The organism is Nonomuraea sp. NPDC059023, assembly GCF_042740095.1.
Taxonomy (GTDB): Bacteria; Actinomycetota; Actinomycetes; order Streptosporangiales; family Streptosporangiaceae; genus Nonomuraea.
Genome location: NZ_JBHYIO010000026.1, coordinates 50,338 through 73,712, shown reverse-complemented (window position 1 = coordinate 73,712; position 23,375 = coordinate 50,338). Strand labels below are relative to the sequence as shown.

The following is a 23,375-nucleotide window of genomic DNA, read 5'->3' as shown; positions in this document are numbered from 1 at the left end:
CTATTGCAGGGCGAGCACATATCGTGGATCAGTGCGCGCTGAATCACCTGTCTCCCCCGCACTCGTGGCCTGGGGCAACGCCTGGCTGGCCGGTCACGTGGGCCTCGACGAGGCCGCCGACCAGGTGGAGTCCGTCGCAGGACCCACGTTGATCGCCACCGTCGCCCTCCGTGTGCACCTCGCCGACCTGCGCTCGCAAGGTCTCCATGAGGTACGGCTGGCCCTCCCGGCCCCCGGCGACCCGCTGGGGCTGTCGGGGCCGCCCGACTTCAACGCCGCCGCGGTGGACGCCGGGCAGGCGGCGATAGCCGTACTCGCCGAGCGGAACATCGGCCTGGTACCGGAGCCCGACCTGCGGGGTTCCTCCTACCAGGGCACCGCGTTCACGGTGCACCCGGCCGGACCGGTCCGCGCCGACCTGCCCTCGGTGGCCGAGGCGGAACGCGATCTGGCCGAGGCCATCCGGGCCGCCACCGAGGCGCTCACCTCGGTCGAAGGGCCGGGCCAGGCCCATCCCGGCCAGTTGGAGCGCGCGGGCGGCGAGCTCGCGCCCGGCTATCCGGGCCGCGCCCACCGCGTGTCCGCACTGGCCGCGCGGCTGGCGGTGATGCTCCGGCTGGCCGACGAGGGCCTCGGGCTGACCTCCGCGCAGATGGCGACCAGGTCCGCGGCCCTGCGTCAGCTCGACCACGCGGTACGGCGGGCCACCGTGGCCGCCCACCACGCGATCTTCGAGCCGATCAGGAACCCGTGAGCTTCCAGAACCGGATCTGCTTGTCCTTGCCGGCGGTGACGATGGCCGGCCTGCCCGACATCGTCACCACGGCGACCAGCAGGACGCCCTTCCTGTGGGCCTTCACCGGCTTGCCGAGCGGCTTGCGGGTCTTGGGATCCCACAGCCGCATCGTGCCGTCGGTACTACCCGAGACCAGCACCACCCGCTCGCCGACCACGCCGAACGACAGCGAGTAGACGATCTTCTTGTGCCCGGTCATCGGCTTGCCGATGGACTTGCCGGTCTTCGGGTCCCAGAGGCGGATCTTGTTGTCCTTGCCGCCGGAGGCCACGACCGGGCGGCCGTCCAGCGCGCCCATCGCGATCGAGTAGACGCCCTTGGTGTGCCCCTTGTACGGCTTGCCGTACTTCTTGCGCTTGGCCAGATCCCACAGCCGCAGCGTCCTGTCCTCGCCGGCCGAGACCGCGACCACGCGTTCGCCGACGCGGCCCACGCCCAGCCAGTTGACCGATCGGGAGTGGGCGCGGACGGTCTTGCCGACCTGCTTCTTCTTGCCCAGGTCCCAGAACTTCAGCATGCCGTTCGCGTCGCCGCTCACCGCGACCCACTTGCCGCCCGCCTTGCCGACCGCGACCGCGTAGACGGAGTCGCCGTGGTAGCCGAGGACCTTGCCCTTGCGGGTCTTGAGGTTCCAGAGGCGGACCGTGCCGTCGTACCCGCCGGAGACGGCCATCGGCGTCTTGCCCATGGTCAGGCAGGCGACGGCGTACACCTCCTGGCTGTGGCCCCTCAACCTGGCCACGTGCTTGTGGTCCTTGGCGTTCCAGATCCGCACCTGGCCGTCCTGGCCGCCGGAGACGAGCATCAGCTTGCCGGAGATGGTGATCGCGGAGACGGTCTGGACGGCTTTGGAGTGGCCCTTGAGCGGCTTGCCGTCCTGTTTGCCCAGGGCCGGGGGCTGGACGACCACCCGGGGCGGTGGCGGCGTGGGAGTCGGTGTCGGGGTTGGGGTTGGGGTTGGGGTTGGGGTGGGCGTCGGGGTGATCGAGGTGGTGACGCCCGCGACGCTCTGTTTGTCCGGCTCGCCCTCGCCGGAGGTGAACATCCTCGGCACCACGACCAGCAGCGTCGCGCTCAAGGCCAGGGCGACGACCAGGGCGGCGGTGACCAGGCCGGCGCGTCTGCGCTGGGGTGGGCCCGGGTTCTGGGGGACGCCCTTGAAGAACGCGTCGTTGTCGCCGGGAGGCTGCGGGGGGCTTGGGTGCTGTGGGGTCGGGGGGTGCGGGGCCGGGGTCGGTTGCGCGGCTGGTTGTGCGTACGGCCGGCCGTACACGCCGGAGGGGTTGGCCCATCCGGTCGGCGCCACGGGCGGCGGGAACCCCGAAGGACCCTGGGCCGGGCCCTGCGCCGGGTGGGCCGGGGGGATGGAGGGCGGGTCGGCGGCGACCTGGGAGCCCGTGGTCATCGCCACGTCGGCGTCGCGCTCCGGGATGGGGCCCTGGTTCTCCAGGAGGGCGAAGAGGGTGTCGGCGGCCGTCGGGCGTTCGTCGGCGCGCTTGCTGAGGCAGGATCGGACGATCGTGCGGAGGTTGTCGGGAAGGGCGGAGAGGTCGGCTTCCTCGTTCATCACCCGGTAGATGACGGCGGGCAGGCTGTCCTGGCCGAACGCGGGCCGCCCGGTGGCCGCGAAGGTCATCGTCAGGGCCCAGCTGAACATGTCGCCGGCCGGTCCCACGCGCTCGCCGGAGATCTGCTCGGGCGACATGTACGCGGGCGTGCCCACGACCCCGCTGCTGATCGTGATCGCCGAGTCCAGCGCCCTGGCGATGCCGAAGTCGATCACCCGGGGACCGTCGCTGCCGATGAGCACGTTGCTGGGCTTGAAGTCGCGGTGGACGATGCCGGCCCGGTGGATGGCGGCCAGCGCGGTGACGGTGCCGACGGCCAGCCGGTAGAGCGCACCGCCCTGACGCGGCCCCTCGGTCTGGACGACCCGCTGCAGCGAGACGCCGTCGACCAGCTCGGAGACGATGTACGGCCATTCGCCGTCCATGTTCGCCCCGATGACCTGCGCGGTGCAGAACTGCGCGACGCGGCGGGCGGCGGCCACCTCGCGCATGAACCGCTCGCCGTCGATGCCCGGACGGTCGAGCCGGGTGTTGAGCAGTTTGATGGCGACCATCTGCCCGTCGGGGCCCTGGCCCTGGAAAACGATTCCTTGCGCGCCCTTGCCCACCCGGCCTAAGAGCCGATAGTTCCCCAGCGATACAGGATCACCCTGCTGTAAGGGGTGCAAATCCGGCACGTATCCCTCCCCCTTACGCAGAAACCCCCAAGACAAGCCTGGCCAGCAACCCCAAACCCGCGCAAGCACCTCCAGATCACGAAAGATCATCACTCTTTGTGGGATATTTGCCCTCGGCAATAATCAGCTGAAGAATCTGGGATTTCCAGCACCGTAGGGGGAGCCGCATATGCGCAAGTCTCTCAGCATGCTCTTAGGCGCGAGCCTGGCCGTCACCGGATTGACCGCCATACCCGCCCAGGCAACCACAGAAGCCACCATTGTTTCCCAAACCGCCCGCGCGCCGTACTCGAACTTCAAGGTCAGCGTCAAATACAGCACCCGCACCAAGCGCGGCGGAAAGATCCTCTACAAGATCAAGGCCAAGAACACCGGCCCCCACTACGCCGACTACTTCTGGGTCGGCGGCATGGTCCCCAAGGGCGTCGTGCCGACGCTGCGGTGGAGCGCCGCCAAGGGCACCAAGTGCAACTGGGAAGGCCGGTACTTCTGGTGCTGGGGCCGCTACGCCCTCGAAGTCGGCGACTCCGAATGGCTCAACTTCCAGGTGACGCTCAAGAAGAACACCAAGGGCACCGCCGTGGCCAAGCTCGGCGTGATCGCCTTCGATGTGCCGCTGGGCGCGGAGAACATCGACGAGGAAGAGCTCGAGCGCATCGGCATCAAGGGCTGGAAGTGGCTCAAGACCGCCAAGACCAAGATCGTCTGGCCGCCCAAGCGCCCCACCCGCGGCTGGACGCCTCCGCCGGTGGTCAAGGACTACAACCCGCCCGTGGTGCACGAAGAGTCCAACAAGAAGAAAGACACATAAAGACCTTTAAGGGCGTCACCTTCCTTTACGGCAAGCCGACCGAGCCGCCACCCGCCGACCATGGCCGGCGGCCTCCAGGAAGACGCCACTAGACCCGCACGGGGCCGGGCGCCGCAACGGCGCCCGGTCACCGGGCACGGGGCTCAGTTGGACCGGCTTCTGCCACCCGCGGGCTTGGAGGCGCGCAACAGGCGAAACGCCGGATAGATGCGCGAGTGCGGCGGCGACAGCCAGCCGGGGAGTCAGGGCGGGCCTGGCACCAACGAGGAAGTCGGCGCGGGTCCGGCGCGACGGGCGATCGGGTGGTTGGGGCTGGGATCAGGCTAGGCCGTGGCGGACGGCGTAGAGGGCGGCCTGGGTGCGGTCCTGGACGCCGAGTTTCATGAGCACGTTCGACACGTGTGTCTTGACCGTCTTCTCCGCCACCGTCAGCGCCCGCGCGATCTCCCGGTTGGAACGTCCGGCGGCGATCAGCGTGAGGACCTCGCGTTCGCGTTCGGTCAGCTGGACCGGACCCGGGACGTGCACCTCGGGAGCGGCCGGGCCCGCGCCGAGCATGGCCTCGGCCGCCTCGGGGGCCAGCAAAACCTGACCGCCGTGCACTGCCCGGACCGCCTGCACCAGCGCCGACGGGTCCACGTCCTTGTACAGGAAGCCCGCCGCCCCCGCCCGCATCGCCGGGCCGACGTCGGAGCGGTCGCTGACCGAGGTGAGCACCACGATCCGCGTCGCGGAACCGGTCAGGCGTTCCAGCGCGCCGAGCCCGCCGAGCACCGGCATCTTGAGGTCGAGCAGCAGCACGTCCGGCTTGAGCTCGCCGACCAGTTCGACCGCCTCCTGCCCGTCTCCGGCCTCGCCCACGACCGTGATGTCATCCTGGAGGTCGAGGAAGGTGCGCAGGCCCTGCCGTACCACCGGATGGTCGTCGGCGATCAGCACCTTGATCAAATCCCCACCTCCACCAGGACCGTGGTCCCCTCGTCCCGGGACGAGCCGACGGTCAGCGTGCCGCCGACCGACTCCGCCCGGTCCTTCATGGATGCCAGCCCGAGCCCTCTGGAGTCGGCCTGGTCGAAGCCGGTGCCGTTGTCGGCCACCGAGAGGGCCAGCTTGCCACCCTCGTACGCCAGCCGCACCCACACCTGGGTGGCGCCCGAGTGGCGCAGCGCGTTGTGCAGCGACTCCTGGGCCACGCGCAGCACCACCACCTCGACCGCCGGGTCAAGCGGCGGGAGTTCGTCGCTGTCGAAGGTGATGGCGGCGGACTGCAGCCGGTCGAGCATGCGTACGTGCTTGCGCAACGTCTCGCTCAGGCCGTGGCGGTCGAGCTCGGCCGGGCGCATCTCCACGATGACCGCCCGGAGCTCGGCCATGGCCTCACCGGCCAGCTTCTGGACGCGGTCGAGCTCGGCGGCGGCCCGGTCGGGGTCGGTGCGCAGGATCGTGGCCGCGGCCTGGGCGGTCAGCCGCAGCGAGAACAACTTCTGGGTGACCGCGTCGTGGAGTTCGCGGGCCATGCGGTTGCGTTCTTCGACGAGGGCCAGCTCGCGGCCCTGCTCGTACAGCCTGGCGTTGGTGAGGGCGATCGCGGCGTGCGCGGCGAACAGCGTGAGCAGGTCCTGGTCGTCCTGGGTGAAACCGCCGGGTGTGCGCTTGTTGGCGAGAAAGATGATGCCGAGCACCTCGTCGCCGTCGCGGATCGGGACGCCGAGGAAGTCCTTCATGACCGGGTGCGCCTTCGGCCAGTACTCGAACCTGGGGTCCTCGCGCAGGTCGGGCAGCCGAGCGGGGGTGCCCTCCTGGAGCATCGCGCCGAGCATGCCATGCTGGCGGGGCAGCGGGCCGATCGCGTCCCACTGCTTGTCGGTCAGTCCCTCGGCGACGAACTCGGCGAACGAGCCGTCCTCGTCGGGCACGCCGAGCGCGGCGTAGCGGGCGTCGAGCAGGCGTTGCGCCGAGCGCACGATGACCTGCAGCACCTCGCGCACCGACAGGTGACGGGTGACCGCCAGCACGGCCGAACTCACGGCCTGCAGTATCTCGTCGCGATCGGGGGTCACCCGACCACTCTATGGTCCTAGGTCGATGTGCCCAGTCCCGGGCGGGACTTCAGCCCGATGTACGGCGGGCCGCTCCTTTCTAGCGTCTAACCATGACGAACACCGCACTCATCACCGGCGCTTCCCGCGGTCTCGGCCTCGCCCTCGCGAGGTCCCTGGCAGGTGCGGGATGGAACCTCGTCCTCACCGCGCGCGGCGCCGACGACCTGGAGAAGGTCGCCGCCGAGATCGGCGCCACCGCGATCCCCGGCGACGTGGCGGAAGCCGAGCACCGCGAACGGCTGGCCAAGGCGGTCCCCTCGCTGGACCTGCTGGTCAACAACGCCAGCGGACTCGGCGCCACCCCGCTGCCGAAGATCGCGGGCTATCCGCTGGAGGCGTTCCGCGTCCTGCTGGAGACCAACGTGATCGCCCCGCTCTCCCTCATCCAGGCGACCATCCCAGCGATCAGGGCCGCCCGGGGCGCGATCGTGAACATCACCTCCGACGCCGCCACCGGCGCCTACGAGGGCTGGGGCGGCTACGGAGCCACCAAGGCGGCCCTGGAGCAGCTCTCGAACGTCCTGGCCGCCGAAGAGCCCGACGTCGCCGTCTGGTGGGCCGACCCGGGCGAGATGAACACCCGGATGCTGGCCGACGCCGTGGGAGCCGACGAGGCCGCGGGCGCCGCCGACCCGGCGCGGGTCGCGATCGCCCTGCACGACCTCATCAAGCGCCGCCCGGCCAGCGGGCGGGTGAACCTGCAATGACCGCCACCCTGGACGGCGGGCCGTCGGGTCTCGACTTCCGGCTTCCCGCCGCGCTGGAGGCCCACGCGCCGCCCGAGGCCCGCGGCCTGTCCCGCGACGGGGTACGCCTGCTGGTGAGCCGGGGCGGCGCGCACACCCATCACCCGTTCGGCGACCTGCCCGCGCAACTGGATCCCGGCGACCTCGTGGTGGTCAACAACTCGGCCACGCTTCCGGCGGCGGTGCGGCTCGACCGGCTCTCGGTGCACTTCTCCACCGCCCGCGAGGACGGGACGTGGCTGGTGGAACTGCGGCGCCGTACCGCGAAGGCGTCCGAGCCCTACGGCGGCGGCGAGCCGGGCGAATGGCTGCCGCTGCCCGGCAACGCGACGCTCAGGCTGATCGAACGCGAGACCCCGCGGCTGTGGCGGGCGCGGCTCGACCAGGACGTGGAGAAGTACCTGGCCAGGAAGGGCGTGCCGATCCGCTACTCCTACGTGGACCGGGACTGGCCGCTGGCCGCCTACCAGACCGTGTTCGGCACCGTGCCGGGCAGCGCGGAGATGCCGAGCGCGGGACGGCCGTTCACGGCGGAGCTGGTGACGGCGCTCGTGTCACGGGGCGTGGGGGTCACGCCGATCACGTTGCACACCGGCGTCGCCTCACCGGAGAAGGACGAGCCGCCCTACGCCGAGCGCTACGACGTGCCCGAGCACACGGCTCGCCTGGTCAACCTCACGCGGCGCGACGGCGGGCGCGTGGTCGCCGTCGGCACGACCGTCGTACGGGCGCTGGAGACGGCGACCGGCGCCGACGGGCTGGTCAGGGCGTCGAACGGATGGACCAGCCACCTGGTCACGCCCGATACGCCGCCCCGTGCGGTCACCGGGCTGATCACCGGGCTGCACGAGCCGAGGTCGAGCCACCTGCTGATGCTGACGGCGTTCGCGGGCCGGGAGACGCTGGCGGAGGCGTACGCGGAGGCGCTTCGAGAGGGGTATTTGTGGCATGAGTTTGGTGATGTGCACTTGATTCAGAAGTAATTGCTTTACATGGATTTTGCCTGCGTGATAGGAAAAGCCGACGTTCACGGGGGGTTTCCTCGTCCCACTTTCCTCACGGAGACAGCTGCATGCGCAACTCCATCACGAAGGTAGCCACCTTCACGCTCGTCGCGGGGGCCATGCTCCTTCCGGCCGTCCCGGCGGTCGCCGGCACCGCCGCCACGGCCACCACCACCGTCGCCACCAAGGCCGCTGACCAGCCCTACTCGATCATGAAAGTGGGCGTCAAGGCGCCCAAGACGGTGAAGCGCGGCGGCAAGATCCGGTACCGGATCGACGTGCTGAACACCGGCCCCCACCAGGCCGACTACTACTGGGTCGGCGGCAAGCTGCCCAAGGGCATCGTCAACGGCCTGCGCTACAACGGCCCCAAGGGCACCCAGTGCGAGTGGGACCCGACCGGGTTCTGGTGCTGGGGCCCCTGGGAGCTGGAGAAGGGCGACCGGGACTGGCTCGACATCCAGGTCACCCTGAAGAAGGGCACCCGCGGCACGGCCACCGCCCAGCTCGGGGCGCTGGTGTACGACATCCCGATCGGCATGGAGAACATGGACAAGGAGGAGATGGACCGGATCGGCGGCTTCAAGTCCTGGTTCTACGGCAAGAAGGTCAAGACCAAGATCGTCCGCTAGGTCGCCCCACGCGAACCCCGGGATCCACCGGGGTTCGCCCTTGGGCCGCGGCGGCTGGTCAACAGGGCGTTGTGGCGGCGGGGACCACGTGCGACGTGCGCGGCGCCCGACGATCGGCGCGCGCCCACTGCGGCGGGAGGCGGGGGCGGGGGCTTGCCGTAACGGAAAGGCGGGGTTGAAGGACGCGCGCCAAAACCGGGCGGCGTCCGAATGTCGGGCCGGTGAGCGAGCAGCGGATGGCGCGCAGTACCGTGGCTCAAGTGGACCAGCGCACCCTCCTGATCACGCTCACCGGCCCCGACCGGCCCGGTGTCACCAGCCGCCTGTTCTCCGTCCTGGCCGGCTTCCCGGTCACCGTCTCCGACATCGAACAGGTCGTCATCCGCGGCCGGCTCACCCTCGGCGTGCTCGTCGCCTACGTCGGCGGCCCCTCCACCGGCACCGGCAGCACGCTCGGCGCCATGTGGACCGCCGTCGAGCGCACCGCGGAGGACCTCGGTCTGGAGGTCGAGCTCTCCACCGGCTCCCTCACCAAGGAGCAGCGCCGCCGCGGCCGCCTGTCGGTCAGCGTGCTCGGCCCCTCGCTCCCCCCGGCCGCCATCGCCGGCATCGCCGGCAGGATCGCCGCCGCAGGCGCCAACATCGACCGCATCGAACGCCTGGCCCAGTGGCCGGTCACCTGTATCGAACTGTCCGTGTCCGGCGCCGACCCCGACGCGCTGCGCGTCGAGCTGGCCGCCGAGGCCGCCGCCCAGCAGGTGGACGTGGCCGTCCAGCGCACGGGCCTGTCCCGGCGGGCCAAGCGGCTCATCGTCATGGACGTCGACTCGACGCTCATCCAGGGCGAGGTCATCGAGCTGCTGGCCGCCCACGCGGGCTGCCTGGACGAGGTGGCGCGGGTCACCGAAGAGGCGATGCGCGGGGAGCTGGACTTCGCCGAGTCGCTGCGCCGCCGGGTGGCGTTGCTGGAGGGGCTGCCGGCGTCGGTGTTCGAGCAGGTGCGCAAGGAGGTCGTCCTCACCGCGGGCGCCCGGACGCTGGTGCGCACGCTCAAGCGCCTCGACTACCGCTTCGCCATCGTCAGCGGCGGCTTCACCCAGATCACCGACTCGCTGGTGTCGGACCTCGGCATCGACTACTCAGCGGCCAACGTCCTCGAAGTCGTCGACGGCCACCTCACCGGCCGGGTCGTCGGCGAGATCGTCGACCGTCCCGGCAAGGCGCGCGCGCTGGAGCGCTTCGCCCGCGAGGCCGGCATCGCGATCAGCCAGACGGTCGCGATCGGCGACGGCGCCAACGACCTCGACATGATCGCCACCGCCGGGCTGGGCATCGCCTTCAACGCCAAGCCCGTCGTCCGCCAGGCCGCCGACACCGCGGTCAACTCCCCATACCTGGACGTGATCCTCTACCTCCTCGGCATCTCCCGCGACGAGGTCGAGGCCGCCGACGCCGAGGACGACGTCCTGGCGCCGAACTGACCGCGGCGACTCAGCGCCGGGTGACCGATCGGGCGAGGTCGAGGGCGTCGGTGTTCAGGGTGCGCAGCGCCGGATGGGCGGTGACGGCGTGGCGCAACGCCCGCCGTACCGAGGAAGGCTCGCCCTCGGCGGCCTCCTCCAGCAGCTCGTCGACATGGCTGGCCACCTCGTCCAGCCCGTCGCCGTAGGCGTCCTCCTCCGGAGGCCGCGTGTTGTCCCGTACGGCCCGCGCGCCCGCCACCAGCCGGTCGGCCACCGCGTCGAGCACGGCGGTGGTGGCGTCCGAGCCCACCTCCGAACCCCGCAGCACCGCGGCCAGCAGCAACGCGTCGTCGCGCAGCTTCCTGGACAGGGTGATGGCGCCGCGTAGTTCCTCGGGCGCCTCGCCGCCGGGTTCCTTCTCCAGCCGGTCCAGCGACGCGCCGAGCCGGTCGGCGGCCTGACCGGCGGCCTCGGTGCGCTCGGGCATGGCGTCGAGGTCGCGCTCGGCCAGGGCGCGGATGACCGCGGCGTGCTCGGTCAGGAGGTCCACGGTCAGGTCCTTGATCCCGCTCGCCTCGCCGCGCGGCCACAGCAGCCGGGCGGCGACCAGCGCGAGCACGCCGCCGCCCGCGGTCAGCACGAGACGGGTCCCGGCGGCCTCCCAGTCCAGGCGGGTCGAGAAGTCCGTCAGCAGCAGCGCCAGCGGCGTCGCGAACACCGTCCAGTACCCGTAGCTGACCTCACGCAGCGCGAACCCGAGCGTCCCGAACACCAGCACCGTCGCCACGATCGTGTACGCGCTCGGCACCGCCGCCAGCACCAGCGCCGCCGCACCGGCGCCGACCACGGTCCCGGCGACCCGGAGCACCACCCGGTCCACGGTGTCGCCATAGGTGGACCGCAGGCCCATCATCACCGTGAACACGAACCACTTGCCGTAGTGCTCGTGCATGCCCACCATCAGCGCCATCGACGCGGCCACCGCGATGCCGAGCCGCCCGGCGTGCTCGGGTTCGTCACCGAACTTGAGCTGCCAGGTGAACCGCGGCAACCGTGCGGGAGCCTGGATGCCCTCGCTGGTGAACACCCCGATCGTCCGCACCGCCACGGCGATCCGGTCGAGGCAGCGCCGTACCTGACCGAGGAGCGCGACGGTCCGCAGCGACTCCGGGTCGGACAGCCGCCGCGCCCGCAGCCGCGAGATGTGCTCGGCGAAGTCGGCCGTGGCCGCCATCGCGACCGGCACGCCCGCGACGCTGCCCGCGGCCACCTGCCGCAACGCGGCCGTCAGCGCCGCGACGACCTTGTCGATCTCCTGCCGTTCCGCACCCGCCTCCGCCCGGAACGCCCGCAGCGCCACCGTCTCGTGAAAGATCCGCACCAGCGTCTGCACGTAGGCGTCCGGCGAGCGATCGAGATCCTCCCCACCGCGATACGCGGCGGAGGAGGTGGCGGCGTCATCCAGCGCCTGGGACCCGCGCTCCCGCAGCTCGGCCCAGTCCTCCTCGGAGCGCCCGAGCCCGTCCAGCATGCCCGCCAGCGCCTCGACCGCCTCGTCGAAGGCGTCCTTCAGCGGATCGAGCCGCCGCACGGGCCACAGCGCCAGCGCGAGTACGCAGAACTCGATCCCGCCGAGCCCGACCATCAAGGCCCCGTCGAACCCCGCCCGGGGGATCAGGTAGAACCCCGTGACCACGGCCAGCACCGGCGGCATCCCGACGGTCCGCCACTGCCCGCCGGCCGCCGCCACCAGCCCGATCACCCCGACCGCCCACCACGGGTGCGGCGCGATCAACGTCCCGAGCCAGAACCCCGCCGCGATCAGCCCCACCTTGATGGCGAGAGTCCGGGCCCGCTGCCCATACGGCTTCCCGTAGGAATCCCCGAAAGCCGTGAAATAGGCCCCCAGAGCCGCCAGCCCACCCGCGTGCGGCGTCCCGGCCACGGACCCGATCACCAGCGGCAGCGCGATCGCCACCCCGCACAGCAGCCCGTAGCCCCAGGGCGGACGGGCGGGCAGCTCGAAGCCACGTCTCAGCGAACGAACGGCCCCCCGCATGGATCCGCCCCCGGTGTAGCTCCTAGGCCTGCTTGGGATCCCAGCGCGTGACCAGGCGTCCCTCCCCTGGCCAGAGATCTACCCAGGCCGAAGCCGTCTGGATCACCGCGAACGACCCGGGCCGGAACCCGTAATCCCCGCCCGCGAGCCCGAGCGCCAGCTCGTGAACCCCCGGATTGTGCCCGCACAGCACCAGCGTCTCCGCCTCCGGATCCTGCAGCCGGATCAGCGCCAGCAGCTCGTCGGCGTAGGCCTCGTAGATGTCCCGCTCGAAGCTGACGCTCTGCTCGGGAAAAGCCAGCTCCGCGGTACGCCGCGTGCGCAGGGACGGCGAACAGAGCACCAGGTCAGGCTCGTACCCCAGAGCCCGGATCTCGTCACCGGCGCGCCCGGCGTCCCGCTCGCCCCGCTCGGTGAGCGGCCGATCCCGATCCGCCAGCCCCGGGACCTGGGCGGCCTTGGCATGCCTCAGCACGATGAGCGTACGCACGCCGCTCACCCTCTCGCCGCTCACCCTCTCGACGCCCAGACGGCGAGCCCGACGAGAACGCCCAGGATCACCACCATGGCCAGCAGAATAAGGACCAGCGTCCTGCCACCGTTGGGCCGCTTCTCTTCCACCCGCCCAGTTTCCCACCCAACCACCCCGCCCCGGCATCCGCCTGTCCTGGGTTTCCCGTCATGCCGTTGCCTCGTGTTGTTGCTTGCCGCGGTGGCTGGTCAGCGGGGCGTCGTGGCGGCGGGGACCACGTGCGACGTGCGCGGCGCCCGACGATCGGCGCGCGCCCGCTGCGGCGGGAGGTGGGGGCGGGGGCTTGCCGTAAGGGAAAGGCGGGGTTTGGGCGGGACGTGAAAAGGCGCCCGCCGAGAGCGGCGGGCGCCTTTCTGAGTAGTACCTCTTACGAAACCGCTACGACGCCACGGGCGCCGGGTCGCGGTCGTTGTCGGAGGTGGAGTCGATCGGCACCGAGCGGCGCTTGCTGATCACGATGGCCACGATGACCACCACGACCGCGAACGTCGTCACGCCGATACGCACCGCCGGGTTGTCCGCGTAGAGGACGACGGCGGGGGCCACCAGCAGCGCCACCAGGTTCATGACCTTGATGAGCGGGTTGATGGCCGGGCCCGCGGTGTCCTTGAACGGGTCGCCGACCGTGTCGCCGATGATCGTCGCCTCGTGCGCCTCGGAACCCTTGCCGCCGTGGTGGCCGTCCTCGACGAGCTTCTTGGCGTTGTCCCAGGCGCCGCCCGAGTTGGCCAGGAAGACCGCCATCAGCGTGCCGCAGGCGATCGCACCGGCCAGGAACGCGCCCAGCGGCGCGTAGCCCAGTGCGAAGCCGACCGCGATCGGGGTCATGACGGCGAGCAGACCTGGCGTGGCCAGCTCGCGCAGCGAGTCGCGGGTGCAGATGTCGACGACGCGGCCGTACTCCGGCTTCACCGTGCCGTCCATGATGCCGGGGTTGTTGCGGAACTGGTCGCGGACCTCGTAGACCACCCGCATCGCCGCCCGTCCGACGGCCATGATGGCCAGGCCGGAGAACAGGAAGACGACCGCGGCGCCGATGATCAGGCCGACGAGCACGTTCGGCTGGTCGATGTCGAGGCCGAAGGTGGCCGGGTTCGGTAGTTCGCCCTGGACGGCGGTCTTGAAGGCGCCGAACAGGGCGGTCGCCGCGAGCACCGCCGTGGCGATCGCGATGCCCTTGGTGATCGCCTTGGTGGTGTTGCCGACCGCGTCGAGGCTGGTCAGGACGCGGGCGCCCTCACCCTCGACGTCGCCCGACATCTCGGCGATGCCCTGCGCGTTGTCGGAGACCGGGCCGAAGGTGTCCATCGAGACGATGACGCCCACGGTGGTCAGCAGACCGGTTCCGGCCAGCGCGACCGCGAACAGCGCCACGGTCACGTTGCCGAAGCCCAGCAGGAACGCGCCGTAGACGGCACCACCGATGATCAGCGCGGAGTAGACCGCGGACTCCAGGCCGACGCTGATGCCGGACAGGATGACGGTCGCCGCGCCGGTCCGGGAGCTCTCGGCGATCTCCTGGACGGGGCGCCGGTTGGTCTCGGTGAAGTAGCCGGTGAGCAGCTGGATCGCGCTGGCCAGCACGAGGCCGACGAGCACGGCGCCGATCGCGATGATCCGCGGGTCGGCGTCGGACTGGACCGAGGAACCGGCCAGGCCGCTGAAGCTGCTCGGCAGGTACCAGAAGGCGGCCGCGGCCACGAGCACCGCGGAGATCGCGGCGGAGATGAAGAAGCTGCGGTTGATGGCCGCCATGCCGTTGCGGTCCTTGTCGCGCAGGCCGGTGACGAAGATGCCGATGATGGCGGTGACGACACCGATCATCGGCACGATGAGCGGGAAGATCAGTCCCTGCTCACCGAAGGCCACCTTGCCCAGGATCAGGCTGGCGACCAGCATGACCGCGTACGACTCGAACAGGTCGGCCGCCATGCCCGCGCAGTCGCCCACGTTGTCACCGACGTTGTCGGCGATGGTGGCGGGGTTGCGCGGGTCGTCCTCCGGGATGCCCTGTTCGACCTTGCCGACCAGGTCGGCGCCGACGTCCGCGGCCTTGGTGAAGATGCCGCCGCCGACACGCATGAACATGGCCAGCAGCGCCGCGCCGAAGCCGAAGCCTTCGAGCACTCCGGGCGCGTCACCCTGGTAGAGGAACACGACGACGGCGGCGCCCAGCAGGCCCAGGCCCACCGTGAACATGCCGGCCACGCCGCCGGTCCTGAAGGCGATGCGCATGGCGCGCTTCTCGCCGCTCGCTCGGGCCGCGGCCGCCACACGGACATTTCCGCGTACGGCCAGCCACATGCCCATGAATCCCGTCAATGCGGAAAAGCCCGCACCGACGATGAAGAAGATCGAGCGGCCGATCTTCACATCCGTGGCGCCGGGCAGGAACCACAGCACGATGGGGATGATGACGACGAAAATGGCGAGAGTCTTGAACTGCCGCTTCAGATAGGCGGCCGCTCCTTCCTGTACGGCACGCGCGATGTTCTGCATGCGCTCTGTGCCTTGGTCGGCCGCCAGCACCTCGCGTACGAGGCCGCCGGCGACGGCCAATGCGATGAGTGCCACGGCGGCCACCACGACCACGATGGTCAGATTGCTTCCGCTCAGGGTCAGATTCGACGCTGGCTCGGCAGCCAGGTAGTGCCTAAACATCCGTTCTCCTCGGCAAGACCGGTACGTCCTGCCCGGGCGGTGCTGCAAGGTTCTCGGTTGGTGCGGCACCATCCGGGTAATGGGTGCCGCTTCCGGTTGAGTCCGCAGTGTCGCCGGATCACCTTGGCCGGTGCGGGGGAGTCTACGCAGGGGTTCCGCGGATATGAAGGCTCTTGAGGCGGGCAATTATGCCCACGTCCAGTAAGCCCCAGACTGGGACCCGATTTGGGAACTGGCTCGGGTTATGTCCACGGGTTTACGGTCATGACAACTTCTTGAAAAGTGTTGTCCGGAATTGGGGTAGGCGTGGGCGGGCTACCGGGCGCCGTTGCGGCGGCCGGGCACGTGCGGGTTCAGAAGCGTCCCCCTGGAGGCCGCCCGCCATGGTCGGCGGGTGGCGGGTGGTCGGCTTCGCCGTAATGCCGCAAGAGGCCTTTCTACGGCGTGCCCCGTCACACTTTCCGCGGCAGTCCCGCCCGCTCCGCCCCCTGCAGCGCCCGCTCGCACCTTCGCGGTTGCCCCGCTCCGCCCTCGCCCTCGCCTCGCCTCGCCTCGCCTCGCCTCGCCTCGCCGAGGCATGCTTGCGTGCTCCGAGGCACGTTGCGTGGCTCTGTCCATGGGCGGGTTGCTTGAAACCCGCACGGTTCCCCTCAGGACCCCGCCACGGACGGCTCCCGTCCCCTCGGAGGTGCCACCGCACGCTCAAGACACGCGTCCCGGGCACCACAGGGCGCGTTGTAAGACGTATGCCCGCTATGGCGGTGATGTGCCCCAGGGACGCGCGACCACAGGCGCGGGCGCGCATCCCCTGTCACAGGCGTGTCCTTTTCGGACAGGCAGCCGCTTCCGCAGGCCTGCCCCTTTCGAGGGCAGCGCCGAAGTCAGGAGGCTCGGCCGTTGAGAGAGGCCGGCCAGCTCATCCTGATGCGCATCCCCTTGGGGCTGGGGAACACCTCGACATCGTCGGCCAGCCCCGCGATCACCGCGATGCCGAAACCCGACATGAACGAATCGGAGAGCATGCCCAGATCGACCGGCTGCTCCTGCTGGATCTCGTCGCTCGGGGCCTGGTCGCTGACCGTGACCTCGAAGCGGCCGGAATCATCGCGAAGCTCGATGCGGATCGGCTCACCCGGGCAGTGGGCGCGGTGCGCCTCCACCGCCCGGGAACAAGCCTCACCGACGGCCAGCCTGACCTCGTCAAGCAGCGACTCCTCCACGCCGGTACGCCGGGCGATGGCCGTGGCGACCAGCCTGGCGGTCCGCACGTGGGCGGGGAGGGCGCTGAACGTCAGCTCGACGGTAGCCATGGCTACTTGTCTTTGCCGTGAGCTTCCTTGGCCTCGTCGACCGAAGCGTAGATCCCGAAGACCTTCGTCAGACCGGTGATCCGGAAGATCTTCAGGATGCGCTCCTGCGTGCAGACCAGCTCCAGAGAGCCATCGTGCGCGCGAACTCGCTTGAGCCCGCCGACCAGGACGCCAAGGCCGGTCGAGTCCAGGAAGTCGACCTTCTCCATGTTCACGAGAAGGTGGAAGTTGCCCTTGTTGACCAGGTCGATCAGAAGCTCACGCAATCTGGGCGCGGTGTAGACATCGATCTCACCCTCGACCTCCACGATGGTGAGTCGGTCCTCGTTGTGGTGATCCAGCTTCAGATCCACAGATCCTCCAGCGCCTCGCCTGCGAAAGTACCCTTGCGGGCCATGGCAGTCTGGAGCGGGGCTCCCGACTGTCGGACCCTGACGCGCGGCATTCAACCACGCGTCTGCCTTGTGTCTATACGAAATCACGATTCCCGGCGACTTTGCCCACGGATGCCAGACTGGAAACAGTGACTTCCTCCGCTTCCTCCCCACACCGGCCAGGTCCACTCCTCCAGCACCTGCTCGGCGTTCCCGCACGTCATGAGCGCGTCACCCATGTGGAGCATGTTCCAGCACGTCAGGCGGGTCAAGTGGGATGGCCCAAATGGGCACCGGAACTCCTGGTTACGCGCTTGGCGAACCAGGGCGTAACGGGGTTGTGGCCTCACCAGTACGAGGCGGCTGACCTGGCGCACCGTGGCCGAAACGTGATCATTTCCACAGGAACGGCGTCCGGGAAGTCGCTCGCGTACCTCACGCCCGCGCTCGCCGCCTGCCTCGGCGGCGGCACCGTCCTCTACCTCACGCCCACGAAGGCGCTCGCCGCCGACCAGCTCCGCTCGGTGCGCGAACTACGCATCTCCGCGGTACGGCCGGCCACCTTCGACGGCGACACCCCTTTCGAGGAACGTACGTGGGTCCGCCAGCACGCCAACTACGTACTGACAAACCCCGACATGCTCCACCGCGGCATCCTGCCCCGCCACGCCCAGTGGTCCGCCTTCTTCCGCCGCCTGCGCATGATCGTCGTCGACGAGTGCCACGGCTACCGCGGCGTCTTCGGCTCCCACGTGGCCCAGATCCTGCGGCGGCTGCGCCGCGTGTGCGGCCGCTACGGCTCCGCCCCCGTCTTCATGCTCGCCTCCGCGACGGCGAGCGAGCCGGCGGTGTTCGGGAGGCGGCTGACGGGGCTTGAGATGGACGAGGTGACCTTGGACGCCTCGCCCAAGGGGTCAACCACGTTCGCGCTGTGGGAACCGCCTCTGACGGATCTACGAGGCGAGGGCGGCGCCCCCGTCCGCCGCACCGCCACAGCGGAGACCGCCGACCTGCTCGCCGACCTGGTTCTGGCCGACATCCGAACCCTCGCCTTCGTCCGCAGCCGCCGAGGAGCGGAAACGGTCGCCCTGTCGGCCCGCGCAAAGCTGGCCGACGTAGCCGCCACCCTCCCCCACGGCGCCCACCTGGGCCCCCTCCCCGGCACCCCTCTCCCCAACCTCCACGACATCCCCCTCCCCTCACCCCCAGCCGACTCTGCTCCGCAGACCACCGCGAGCGCCAACCCGCTCCACGTGTCCCCCCGCCACCCCGCCCACGCCGAGGCCCACGCAGACCGCTCCCCCCGCAGCCTCCCGGCCGAAGACGCCCAAGCCTCAGCCCATGCCGTCCACGCCGACGTGTGGGCAGATCTGGCCGGGCTGCCCGACAAGGTGGCCGCCTACCGCGCCGGTTACCTCTCGGAGGATCGCCGCCTCCTGGAGAAGGCCCTGCGCGCCGGCACCCTGATCGGCCTGGCCACCACCAACGCCCTCGAACTCGGCGTGGACGTCTCCGGCCTGGACGCCGTGCTGATCGCCGGTTGGCCGGGCACCCGCGCGTCCCTGTGGCAGCAGGCAGGCCGGGCGGGCCGTGACGGTCAGGACGCGCTGGCCGTACTGATCGCCCGCGACGACCCCCTGGACACCTACCTGGTCCACCACCCGGAAGCCCTGTTCGGCCGCCCGGTGGAGGCCATAGTCCTGGACCCGGACAACCCGTACGTCCTCGGCCCCCACCTCTGCGCCGCCGCCGCCGAGATCCCGCTGGCGGAGGAGGATTTGGCGACATTCGGCGACACCACCGCGACGGTCCTGGACGACCTCGTAGAGCAGGGCCTGCTCCGCAGAAGGTCCGCCGGCTGGTTCTGGACCAGACGCGAACGCGCCACCGACCTGGCCGACATCAGAGGCGCCGGCGGAGCCCCCGTCCAGGTCGTGGAGTCCACAACCGGCCGCTTGCTGGGCACGGTGGACGAGCCCTCGGCCCACACCACCGTCCACACCGGCGCCGTCTACCTCCACCAGGGCGAAACCTTCCTGGTAGAAGAACTGGACCTGGAAGCCGGAGTAGCCCTGGTGGGCGCCGCCGAGCCCGACTACTCGACGTTCGCCCGCGACATCACCGAGATCCGCGTACTCAAATCCCTCCGCACCACCCCCATCGGCCCGGGCACCCTGACGTTCGGCGAGGTAGAGGTCACCCGGCAGGTCGTCTCCTACCTGAAGCGCCGCCTCCATTCCGGCGAGCTGCTGGGCGACGAGCCCCTGGAACTCCCCCCGCGCACCCTCCGCACCCGCGCCGTCTGGTGGACCCTCCCGGCGGACACGATCGCCACCCTCTCAGAGGAAGGCTTCGACCTGGCCGGCGCCGCCCACGCCGCCGAACACGCCTCAATCGGCCTACTCCCGCTGTTCGCCACCTGCGACCGCTGGGACATCGGCGGCGTATCCACCGAACTCCACTTCGACACCGGCCTCCTGACCGTCTTCGTCTACGACGGCCACGAGGGCGGCGCCGGCTTCGCCGAACGCGGCTACTCCCGAGCGACAGACTGGCTAACCGCCACAAGAGAAGCCATCCGCTCCTGCGAGTGCGAACGCGGCTGCCCATCCTGCATCCAGTCCCCCAAATGCGGAAACGGCAACGAACCCCTAAGCAAACCCGGCGCCCTCCGCCTCCTGGACACCCTCCTAGACCCCTAACCCACAAACCTCCACATCCAGTACGGCAAGCCAACAACCCACCCAACACCTGGCCACCCCAGACACCCGCAACGACGGCCCACCTAGGACAACCGCCTGACCGGGTAGCCAGCCTGCCCAGGTGGTCCAAGCCCAGCCGTCAGAGTCGCGCCGAGACACGAGCGACCAACCGCTCCGAGCCCAACTATCAGGGACCTTGGCACCCCAGCGGCCCGACGGTCTGGCACTGGCGACCCGGCTGCCAGGCCGGTCCGGCGGTTTTAGCGCCCGGCGACTCTGCGGCTTGGCAACTCGGCGGGTTAGCGGCCTGACGACCCAGCGGCCTGACAACCCAGCGGCTTGGCCGCCCAGCGGGCTTGGCGGCCTGACGGCCTGACGCTTTAGGTCCGGCGGCTTGGCGGTCCGGCCGGCTTGGCGGTCCGGCGGCTTGGCGGCTTGGCGGCTTGCCGGCTTGGCGGCTTGGCGGCTGCTCAGGTGAGCCGGGTCGAGAGTTGCTGGGCGAGTCGGGGTGCATTCGGGAGTCGGCCCAGAGGGTGCTCTGGTACGGACCAGTTGGCGATCAAAGGCAGGGCAAGCTGGGTATTCGGGGCCACGGTGGCTGGCCTGCGGTGCGGTCGTTGCGGCGGCTGGCCGGGCGCGGCCGACGACCGTCTCCCTGGAACGTCACCAGCCCCGTGCGGTGGGTGGGGCAAGTTGGCCGGCCGTAAGAGAAAGAGGCCTTAAAGAGCAGCGGCAACAAGAGCGGCGGAGCAACGAGACGGTGGTCAGCTTTCCACGCGCTCGTCGGGGGTCCAGAAGTCGCCCGGCTGGGGGCGCTCCCAGAACCCGCTGTCCTCCATCGCCCGGGGAGTCGGCGGGAGGTAGTCATCCCAACGATCCTCCAGCCGTACGGCAGGCGCGGGCACCGACGACTCCGGCATCACGGTCACCGCCGAACTGGGCAGGGCGATACGGACCGGCTCGTGCCGGGCGGCGTCGGCCTGGTTCTGTGCGGTGCGAATGTCATCGGCGCTCAGGTACAGCGGTAAGGCAGCGGGCGGCTCCGCCCCGCCCGCCGGACCGGGCGCCGGGGCCGGGTCCGACGTCGCGCCGGACGTCCTTGTCTGGCCGGAGACCTTCGGCGACACCCGCGATGGGGCGCTCCCAGGCGGGGGAACGTCCGGCTGATCACGCTTCGGACGGGTCTTGGCCACCGCCAGAACCACAGCCGGACGGCGGGGCGCGGCCGTGGCGGACGGAACGCTGTCGCCGGGCGGCGGCGGCCCGTCGTACCCGCCCCCACCGACCGCCACGCCGGGCCCACCACTCGGACCGCCCGCGTTCGCCAGCGACCGCCGCCGCGCCCAAGCGCCGAAGTGAACGGCGACCAGCAGCAGAACGAGGCCACCGGCGACATAGAGCCCGTACTGCCCCACGCTGCCCAGCGGCGACTCCGACGACTGCGCCGTCACCTTGCTGTCGGCAGGCGCCTGGCTCTCTTCGGCGGCCGGGGCGAGCCCGTCGTCCTTGGCCTGTTCGTCGGCGGTGGGCAGCGGCAGGTTGCCGTTCTTGTCGGTCTCCGGCATCGCCGGGAGCTTGGTGTCGTTCTTGGGTGTGGTGACCCTACTGGTGGTCTTGGGCTCGGTCTTCTTCTTGTTGTTCGGGATCGTGGGGAGTTCGTCGACGCCGTTCTTGTTGGTCTGCGGCTTGGTGGTGGGGGCGGTGGTCGCCTTCTTCGTGGTCGGCTTGGCGGCGGGCGGCGCGGGCACGTTCACATACGCCGCGCCCGAGTTGCCCGATCCGATCGAGCCGCCGTCACCGTCGCCCCGGTACGCCTTCACCGTGAACCCCACCCGCTGCCCAGCGGCCTTGGGCGGCACGGACAGCGTCGCCTTGCAGGTGCCCCCGCCGCACGCCTCGTCGGCCGACATCCGCCCGACGATCCCGGACTGGGTGGTGGCCACCTCGTACGACTGGAGATCGGGCTCCCCGCCCTTGTTCCAGGTCACGACGACCTTGTCCGCCCCCCGCAACGTGGCATCCACCCCGCTGGGCGCCGCCGCCGCCCGCCGGAGCTTGAACGTGCTCGTCTCATAGGTGCTGCCGCTGATCTCGCCCCGGAGCGTCACGGTGAAGGTCCCGTTGGGCACGTCCCCGGCGTCGAACGTCCCCGACAACGTCTGGTTCGCACCCCCACTGGCCACTTTCTGCCGAGGCGTGGACGGCCCTTCGACGTAGAGCGCCATGCTCAACTGCGCCAGCCGGGTACGCGCGGAAATCGGCACCGACCCACCACTGACGACCTGGCCATCGGAAGGCGACGTGATCTGCCCGTCCTGCCCACGCACGGCACCGAGCATCCCTTGCCTCTGGGCAAACCCTTGACCCTGTACGAACGTCTGCCCCTGGGCCGACGCCGTACCGCCGCCAAGCGCGATGGACCCGGCCACGACCAGCGTGGCGGTCATCAGTCTGCCAACCACCGTCACGACGCATCCCTTCAGGAGAGCCTCGTGCCGCCTGTCAGGGCGGCCGGAAGTGCCAGTTCCCCGGCGACCATAGCGACTGAGATCCGCCGTTCCCAGGCCTAATCCCAGAAGGCATGAACCGAGGGTAAGCGCGACCTTACGCCAGATATCTCACTCTTGGACACTGCGTCCAAGAAGTCGTGATTCGATTGCGACCTACCTCCCACCAACCCCCACAACCCCACCCACAACCACCCCACCGCCCGGCATGAGCAGGAAGGTGACGGGGCCGGGCGGGGTGGGCGTCAAGGGTCGGTTGTGCCTTCTGAGGTGATCCAGGAAGGGCCCGCGCGAGCCCGGCCGGTGACGATGCGTTTGCCCACGCCTGGGAGGGTGATTTCCAGAGATGTCCACACGTCGGCGGTCTCTTCGGTGATGGTGCAGCGGGTCAGGCGTACGGCATTGGCCGCGGCCACCTTCTCGGCCCGGGCGCAGGCCTGATCCGGGGCGGCCAGAGCGAGACGGGCCGCCTCCAGGGCGCTCAGGTCAGCCGCCGCGTACACCCGGTGCCTGGCGACGCGGATGGAGCCGACCGCGGCCAGAGTCAGGGCCGCCGACATGAGCAACGCCATGAGGGCAACGCCCCAGATCGTGGCCGAGCCTTGGTCACGGGGCCGGCTGCTCCTGGTTGCCGGATAGGTGGCGCCGGGGTCGCCGGTCATTGTTCGGTGCCCGCTGTCGCGGAGGCCGTCACCGTGACGGCGGGCAGGCGGGTGGCCCAGCTGGGGCGTACGTCCATGGTGATCTCGACCTTCGTCAGTTGCCGGGAGCGGGTGACGCGGACCTGAGCCCCGGGGCGGGTGGCTGATCGGGCGGCTTCTTGGACCTTGTCCAGGGGTTCTCCCCGGGCCGCTGCTCGGCCCGCGGCCCTGGCGGCGTCCACGCATTCGAGCTGGGCGCCCACCGCCTGGATGGCCCACAGGGCTGCCGCCAGGACCACGATCAGGGCGGGGAGCATGGCGGCGGTCTCGGCGGTTACCGAGCCTCTCGACGCGGAGGGGGTGGCGGCCCGCGCTTGCGTTGGACGCCACCAGGTACGCATCGTCATCCGGCCGAGTTGAGTGCTCGATCGACCAGGGCGGTGAGGGCGTCCAGGATCTCGGGGCTGTTGATGACCTTGATGAGCAGAAGCGCGAAGGCCACGGCGGCGAGAGTGCCCACCGCGTACTCGGCGGTGGACATACCGGCGTCGGACCTGGTGGCCGCGTAACGGGACTTGAGGTCTGCCGGAGGTGCCTGCTCGGGGATCGCCCGGGTGGCGGCGTCGGCGTCGGGTTCCGGGGTGTCGGGGGCGCTGTGATCTGGATCTGGAGGTTCGGGGTGGGGTGGGGCGGGGGGCTTGGCTGCGATGTCTCGCTGGATGGTCGTGGTGCTCATCGGGCCTCCTGGTGTTGGGCGCCGGGGGCTTGACCGGCGCGGGAGTCCAAGAGT

At 70.4% G+C, this 23,375-nt stretch carries 19 protein-coding genes; 7 read left to right on the top strand and 12 right to left on the bottom strand.

All coding sequences use genetic code 11. From position 1 onward, the window contains the following. The first annotated feature begins 31 nt into the window (after window positions 1-31). The gene (locus ACFWYW_RS36615) at window positions 32-754 is read left to right on the top strand and encodes a hypothetical protein (protein WP_379611350.1); all 723 of its coding nucleotides are present in this window, start codon (window positions 32-34) and stop codon (window positions 752-754) included. On the opposite strand, the gene ACFWYW_RS36610 is transcribed toward ACFWYW_RS36615, so the two are convergent. Then, a complete protein-coding gene (locus ACFWYW_RS36610) occupies window positions 741-3,131 on the bottom strand; it encodes a protein kinase (RefSeq protein ID WP_379641181.1) in 2,391 nt (796 codons plus the stop codon). The two genes, ACFWYW_RS36615 and ACFWYW_RS36610, sit on opposite strands and share 14 nt — an antisense overlap. Window positions 3,132-3,210: 79 nt before the next feature. On the opposite strand from ACFWYW_RS36610, the gene ACFWYW_RS36605 reads away from it, so the two are divergent. After that, window positions 3,211-3,852, top strand: a complete 642-nt coding sequence (locus tag ACFWYW_RS36605; protein WP_379611348.1) for a hypothetical protein — start codon at window positions 3,211-3,213, stop codon at window positions 3,850-3,852. 318 nt (window positions 3,853-4,170) lie between these two features. Here the strand turns inward: ACFWYW_RS36605 and ACFWYW_RS36600 are convergent, their stop codons facing one another. Beyond that, a complete protein-coding gene (locus tag ACFWYW_RS36600; RefSeq protein WP_379611347.1) occupies window positions 4,171-4,800 on the bottom strand; it encodes a response regulator in 630 nt (209 codons plus the stop codon). After that, window positions 4,797-5,912 (bottom strand): GAF domain-containing protein, encoded by a 1,116-nt coding sequence (locus tag ACFWYW_RS36595; RefSeq protein ID WP_379611346.1) that lies wholly within the window; start codon window positions 5,910-5,912, stop codon window positions 4,797-4,799. Before ACFWYW_RS36595 ends, ACFWYW_RS36600 begins: the two co-directional genes overlap by 4 nt. 92 nt (window positions 5,913-6,004) lie before the next feature. On the opposite strand from ACFWYW_RS36595, the gene ACFWYW_RS36590 reads away from it, so the two are divergent. The 4 genes from ACFWYW_RS36590 (at window position 6,005) to serB (ending at window position 9,817) form a co-directional block, all read left to right on the top strand. Continuing rightward, window positions 6,005-6,661: an SDR family NAD(P)-dependent oxidoreductase gene (locus ACFWYW_RS36590; protein WP_379611345.1), complete on the top strand. Its 657-nt coding sequence runs from the start codon at window positions 6,005-6,007 to the stop codon at window positions 6,659-6,661. Further along, on the top strand, window positions 6,658-7,683 hold the full coding sequence (locus tag ACFWYW_RS36585; protein ID WP_379611344.1) for an S-adenosylmethionine:tRNA ribosyltransferase-isomerase: 1,026 nt from the start codon (window positions 6,658-6,660) through the stop codon (window positions 7,681-7,683). Before ACFWYW_RS36590 ends, ACFWYW_RS36585 begins: the two co-directional genes overlap by 4 nt. An 89-nt stretch (window positions 7,684-7,772) precedes the next feature. Continuing rightward, the gene (locus ACFWYW_RS36580; RefSeq protein ID WP_379611343.1) at window positions 7,773-8,336 is read left to right on the top strand and encodes a hypothetical protein; all 564 of its coding nucleotides are present in this window, start codon (window positions 7,773-7,775) and stop codon (window positions 8,334-8,336) included. A gap of 260 nt (window positions 8,337-8,596) precedes the next feature. Beyond that, window positions 8,597-9,817 carry a phosphoserine phosphatase SerB gene (gene serB, locus ACFWYW_RS36575; RefSeq protein WP_379611342.1) on the top strand — a complete coding sequence of 407 codons (1,221 nt, stop codon included), beginning with the start codon at window positions 8,597-8,599 and terminating at the stop codon, window positions 9,815-9,817. A gap of 10 nt (window positions 9,818-9,827) precedes the next feature. On the opposite strand, the gene ACFWYW_RS36570 is transcribed toward serB, so the two are convergent. The 5 genes from ACFWYW_RS36570 to ACFWYW_RS36550 all read right to left on the bottom strand — a co-directional run bounded on the left by ACFWYW_RS36570 (window position 9,828) and on the right by ACFWYW_RS36550 (window position 16,714). Beyond that, a complete protein-coding gene (locus ACFWYW_RS36570; protein ID WP_379611340.1) occupies window positions 9,828-11,858 on the bottom strand; it encodes an FUSC family protein in 2,031 nt (676 codons plus the stop codon). A 22-nt stretch (window positions 11,859-11,880) separates the two neighbouring features. Next, complete coding sequence (locus ACFWYW_RS36565; protein WP_379611339.1) at window positions 11,881-12,348, bottom strand: SixA phosphatase family protein; 468 nt, start codon at window positions 12,346-12,348, stop codon at window positions 11,881-11,883. A gap of 420 nt (window positions 12,349-12,768) precedes the next feature. Then, window positions 12,769-15,051, bottom strand: coding sequence for a sodium-translocating pyrophosphatase (locus tag ACFWYW_RS36560; RefSeq protein WP_379611338.1), 2,283 nt, complete (start codon window positions 15,049-15,051; stop codon window positions 12,769-12,771). Window positions 15,052-15,932: 881 nt separating this feature from the next. Next, entirely contained in the window at window positions 15,933-16,361 is a 429-nt protein-coding gene (locus ACFWYW_RS36555; RefSeq protein WP_379611337.1) for an ATP-binding protein, read from the bottom strand. A gap of 2 nt (window positions 16,362-16,363) precedes the next feature. Beyond that, window positions 16,364-16,714, bottom strand: a complete 351-nt coding sequence (locus ACFWYW_RS36550) for an STAS domain-containing protein (RefSeq protein WP_020542579.1) — start codon at window positions 16,712-16,714, stop codon at window positions 16,364-16,366. A 410-nt stretch (window positions 16,715-17,124) separates the two neighbouring features. Here ACFWYW_RS36550 and ACFWYW_RS36545 point away from each other — a divergent pair, with 410 nt between their 5' ends. Further along, window positions 17,125-19,437, top strand: coding sequence for a DEAD/DEAH box helicase (locus ACFWYW_RS36545; protein ID WP_379611336.1), 2,313 nt, complete (start codon window positions 17,125-17,127; stop codon window positions 19,435-19,437). A gap of 764 nt (window positions 19,438-20,201) precedes the next feature. Here the strand turns inward: ACFWYW_RS36545 and ACFWYW_RS36540 are convergent. The 4 genes from ACFWYW_RS36540 to ACFWYW_RS36525 form a co-directional block, all read right to left on the bottom strand. Continuing rightward, entirely contained in the window at window positions 20,202-21,701 is a 1,500-nt protein-coding gene (locus tag ACFWYW_RS36540) for a hypothetical protein (protein WP_379611335.1), read from the bottom strand. Window positions 21,702-22,189: 488 nt separating this feature from the next. Next, window positions 22,190-22,606 carry an Rv3654c family TadE-like protein gene (locus ACFWYW_RS36535; RefSeq protein ID WP_379611334.1) on the bottom strand — a complete coding sequence of 139 codons (417 nt, stop codon included), beginning with the start codon at window positions 22,604-22,606 and terminating at the stop codon, window positions 22,190-22,192. Continuing rightward, on the bottom strand, window positions 22,603-22,992 hold the full coding sequence (locus ACFWYW_RS36530; protein ID WP_379611333.1) for a TadE family type IV pilus minor pilin: 390 nt from the start codon (window positions 22,990-22,992) through the stop codon (window positions 22,603-22,605). The genes ACFWYW_RS36535 and ACFWYW_RS36530 overlap by 4 nt, the downstream gene beginning before the upstream one ends. Continuing rightward, a complete protein-coding gene (locus tag ACFWYW_RS36525; protein WP_379611332.1) occupies window positions 22,989-23,321 on the bottom strand; it encodes a DUF4244 domain-containing protein in 333 nt (110 codons plus the stop codon). The genes ACFWYW_RS36530 and ACFWYW_RS36525 overlap by 4 nt, the downstream gene beginning before the upstream one ends. Between the last annotated feature and the right edge of the window lie 54 nt (window positions 23,322-23,375).

What these genes read in the sequence shown, in the direction of transcription:
- ACFWYW_RS36570 (WP_379611340.1), bottom strand. Translation starts at nt 11,858, where the DNA reads ATGCGGGGGGCCGTTCGTTCGCTGAGACGTGGCTTCGAGCTGCCCGCC.
- ACFWYW_RS36605 (WP_379611348.1), top strand. Translation starts at nt 3,211, where the DNA reads ATGCGCAAGTCTCTCAGCATGCTCTTAGGCGCGAGCCTGGCCGTCACC.
- ACFWYW_RS36580 (WP_379611343.1), top strand. Translation starts at nt 7,773, where the DNA reads ATGCGCAACTCCATCACGAAGGTAGCCACCTTCACGCTCGTCGCGGGG.
- ACFWYW_RS36590 (WP_379611345.1), top strand. Translation starts at nt 6,005, where the DNA reads ATGACGAACACCGCACTCATCACCGGCGCTTCCCGCGGTCTCGGCCTC.
- ACFWYW_RS36530 (WP_379611333.1), bottom strand. Translation starts at nt 22,992, where the DNA reads ATGACGATGCGTACCTGGTGGCGTCCAACGCAAGCGCGGGCCGCCACC.
- ACFWYW_RS36535 (WP_379611334.1), bottom strand. Translation starts at nt 22,606, where the DNA reads ATGACCGGCGACCCCGGCGCCACCTATCCGGCAACCAGGAGCAGCCGG.
- ACFWYW_RS36585 (WP_379611344.1), top strand. Translation starts at nt 6,658, where the DNA reads ATGACCGCCACCCTGGACGGCGGGCCGTCGGGTCTCGACTTCCGGCTT.
- ACFWYW_RS36525 (WP_379611332.1), bottom strand. Translation starts at nt 23,321, where the DNA reads ATGAGCACCACGACCATCCAGCGAGACATCGCAGCCAAGCCCCCCGCC.
- ACFWYW_RS36555 (WP_379611337.1), bottom strand. Translation starts at nt 16,361, where the DNA reads ATGGCTACCGTCGAGCTGACGTTCAGCGCCCTCCCCGCCCACGTGCGG.
- ACFWYW_RS36560 (WP_379611338.1), bottom strand. Translation starts at nt 15,051, where the DNA reads ATGTTTAGGCACTACCTGGCTGCCGAGCCAGCGTCGAATCTGACCCTG.
- ACFWYW_RS36610 (WP_379641181.1), bottom strand. Translation starts at nt 3,131, where the DNA reads ATGATCTTTCGTGATCTGGAGGTGCTTGCGCGGGTTTGGGGTTGCTGG.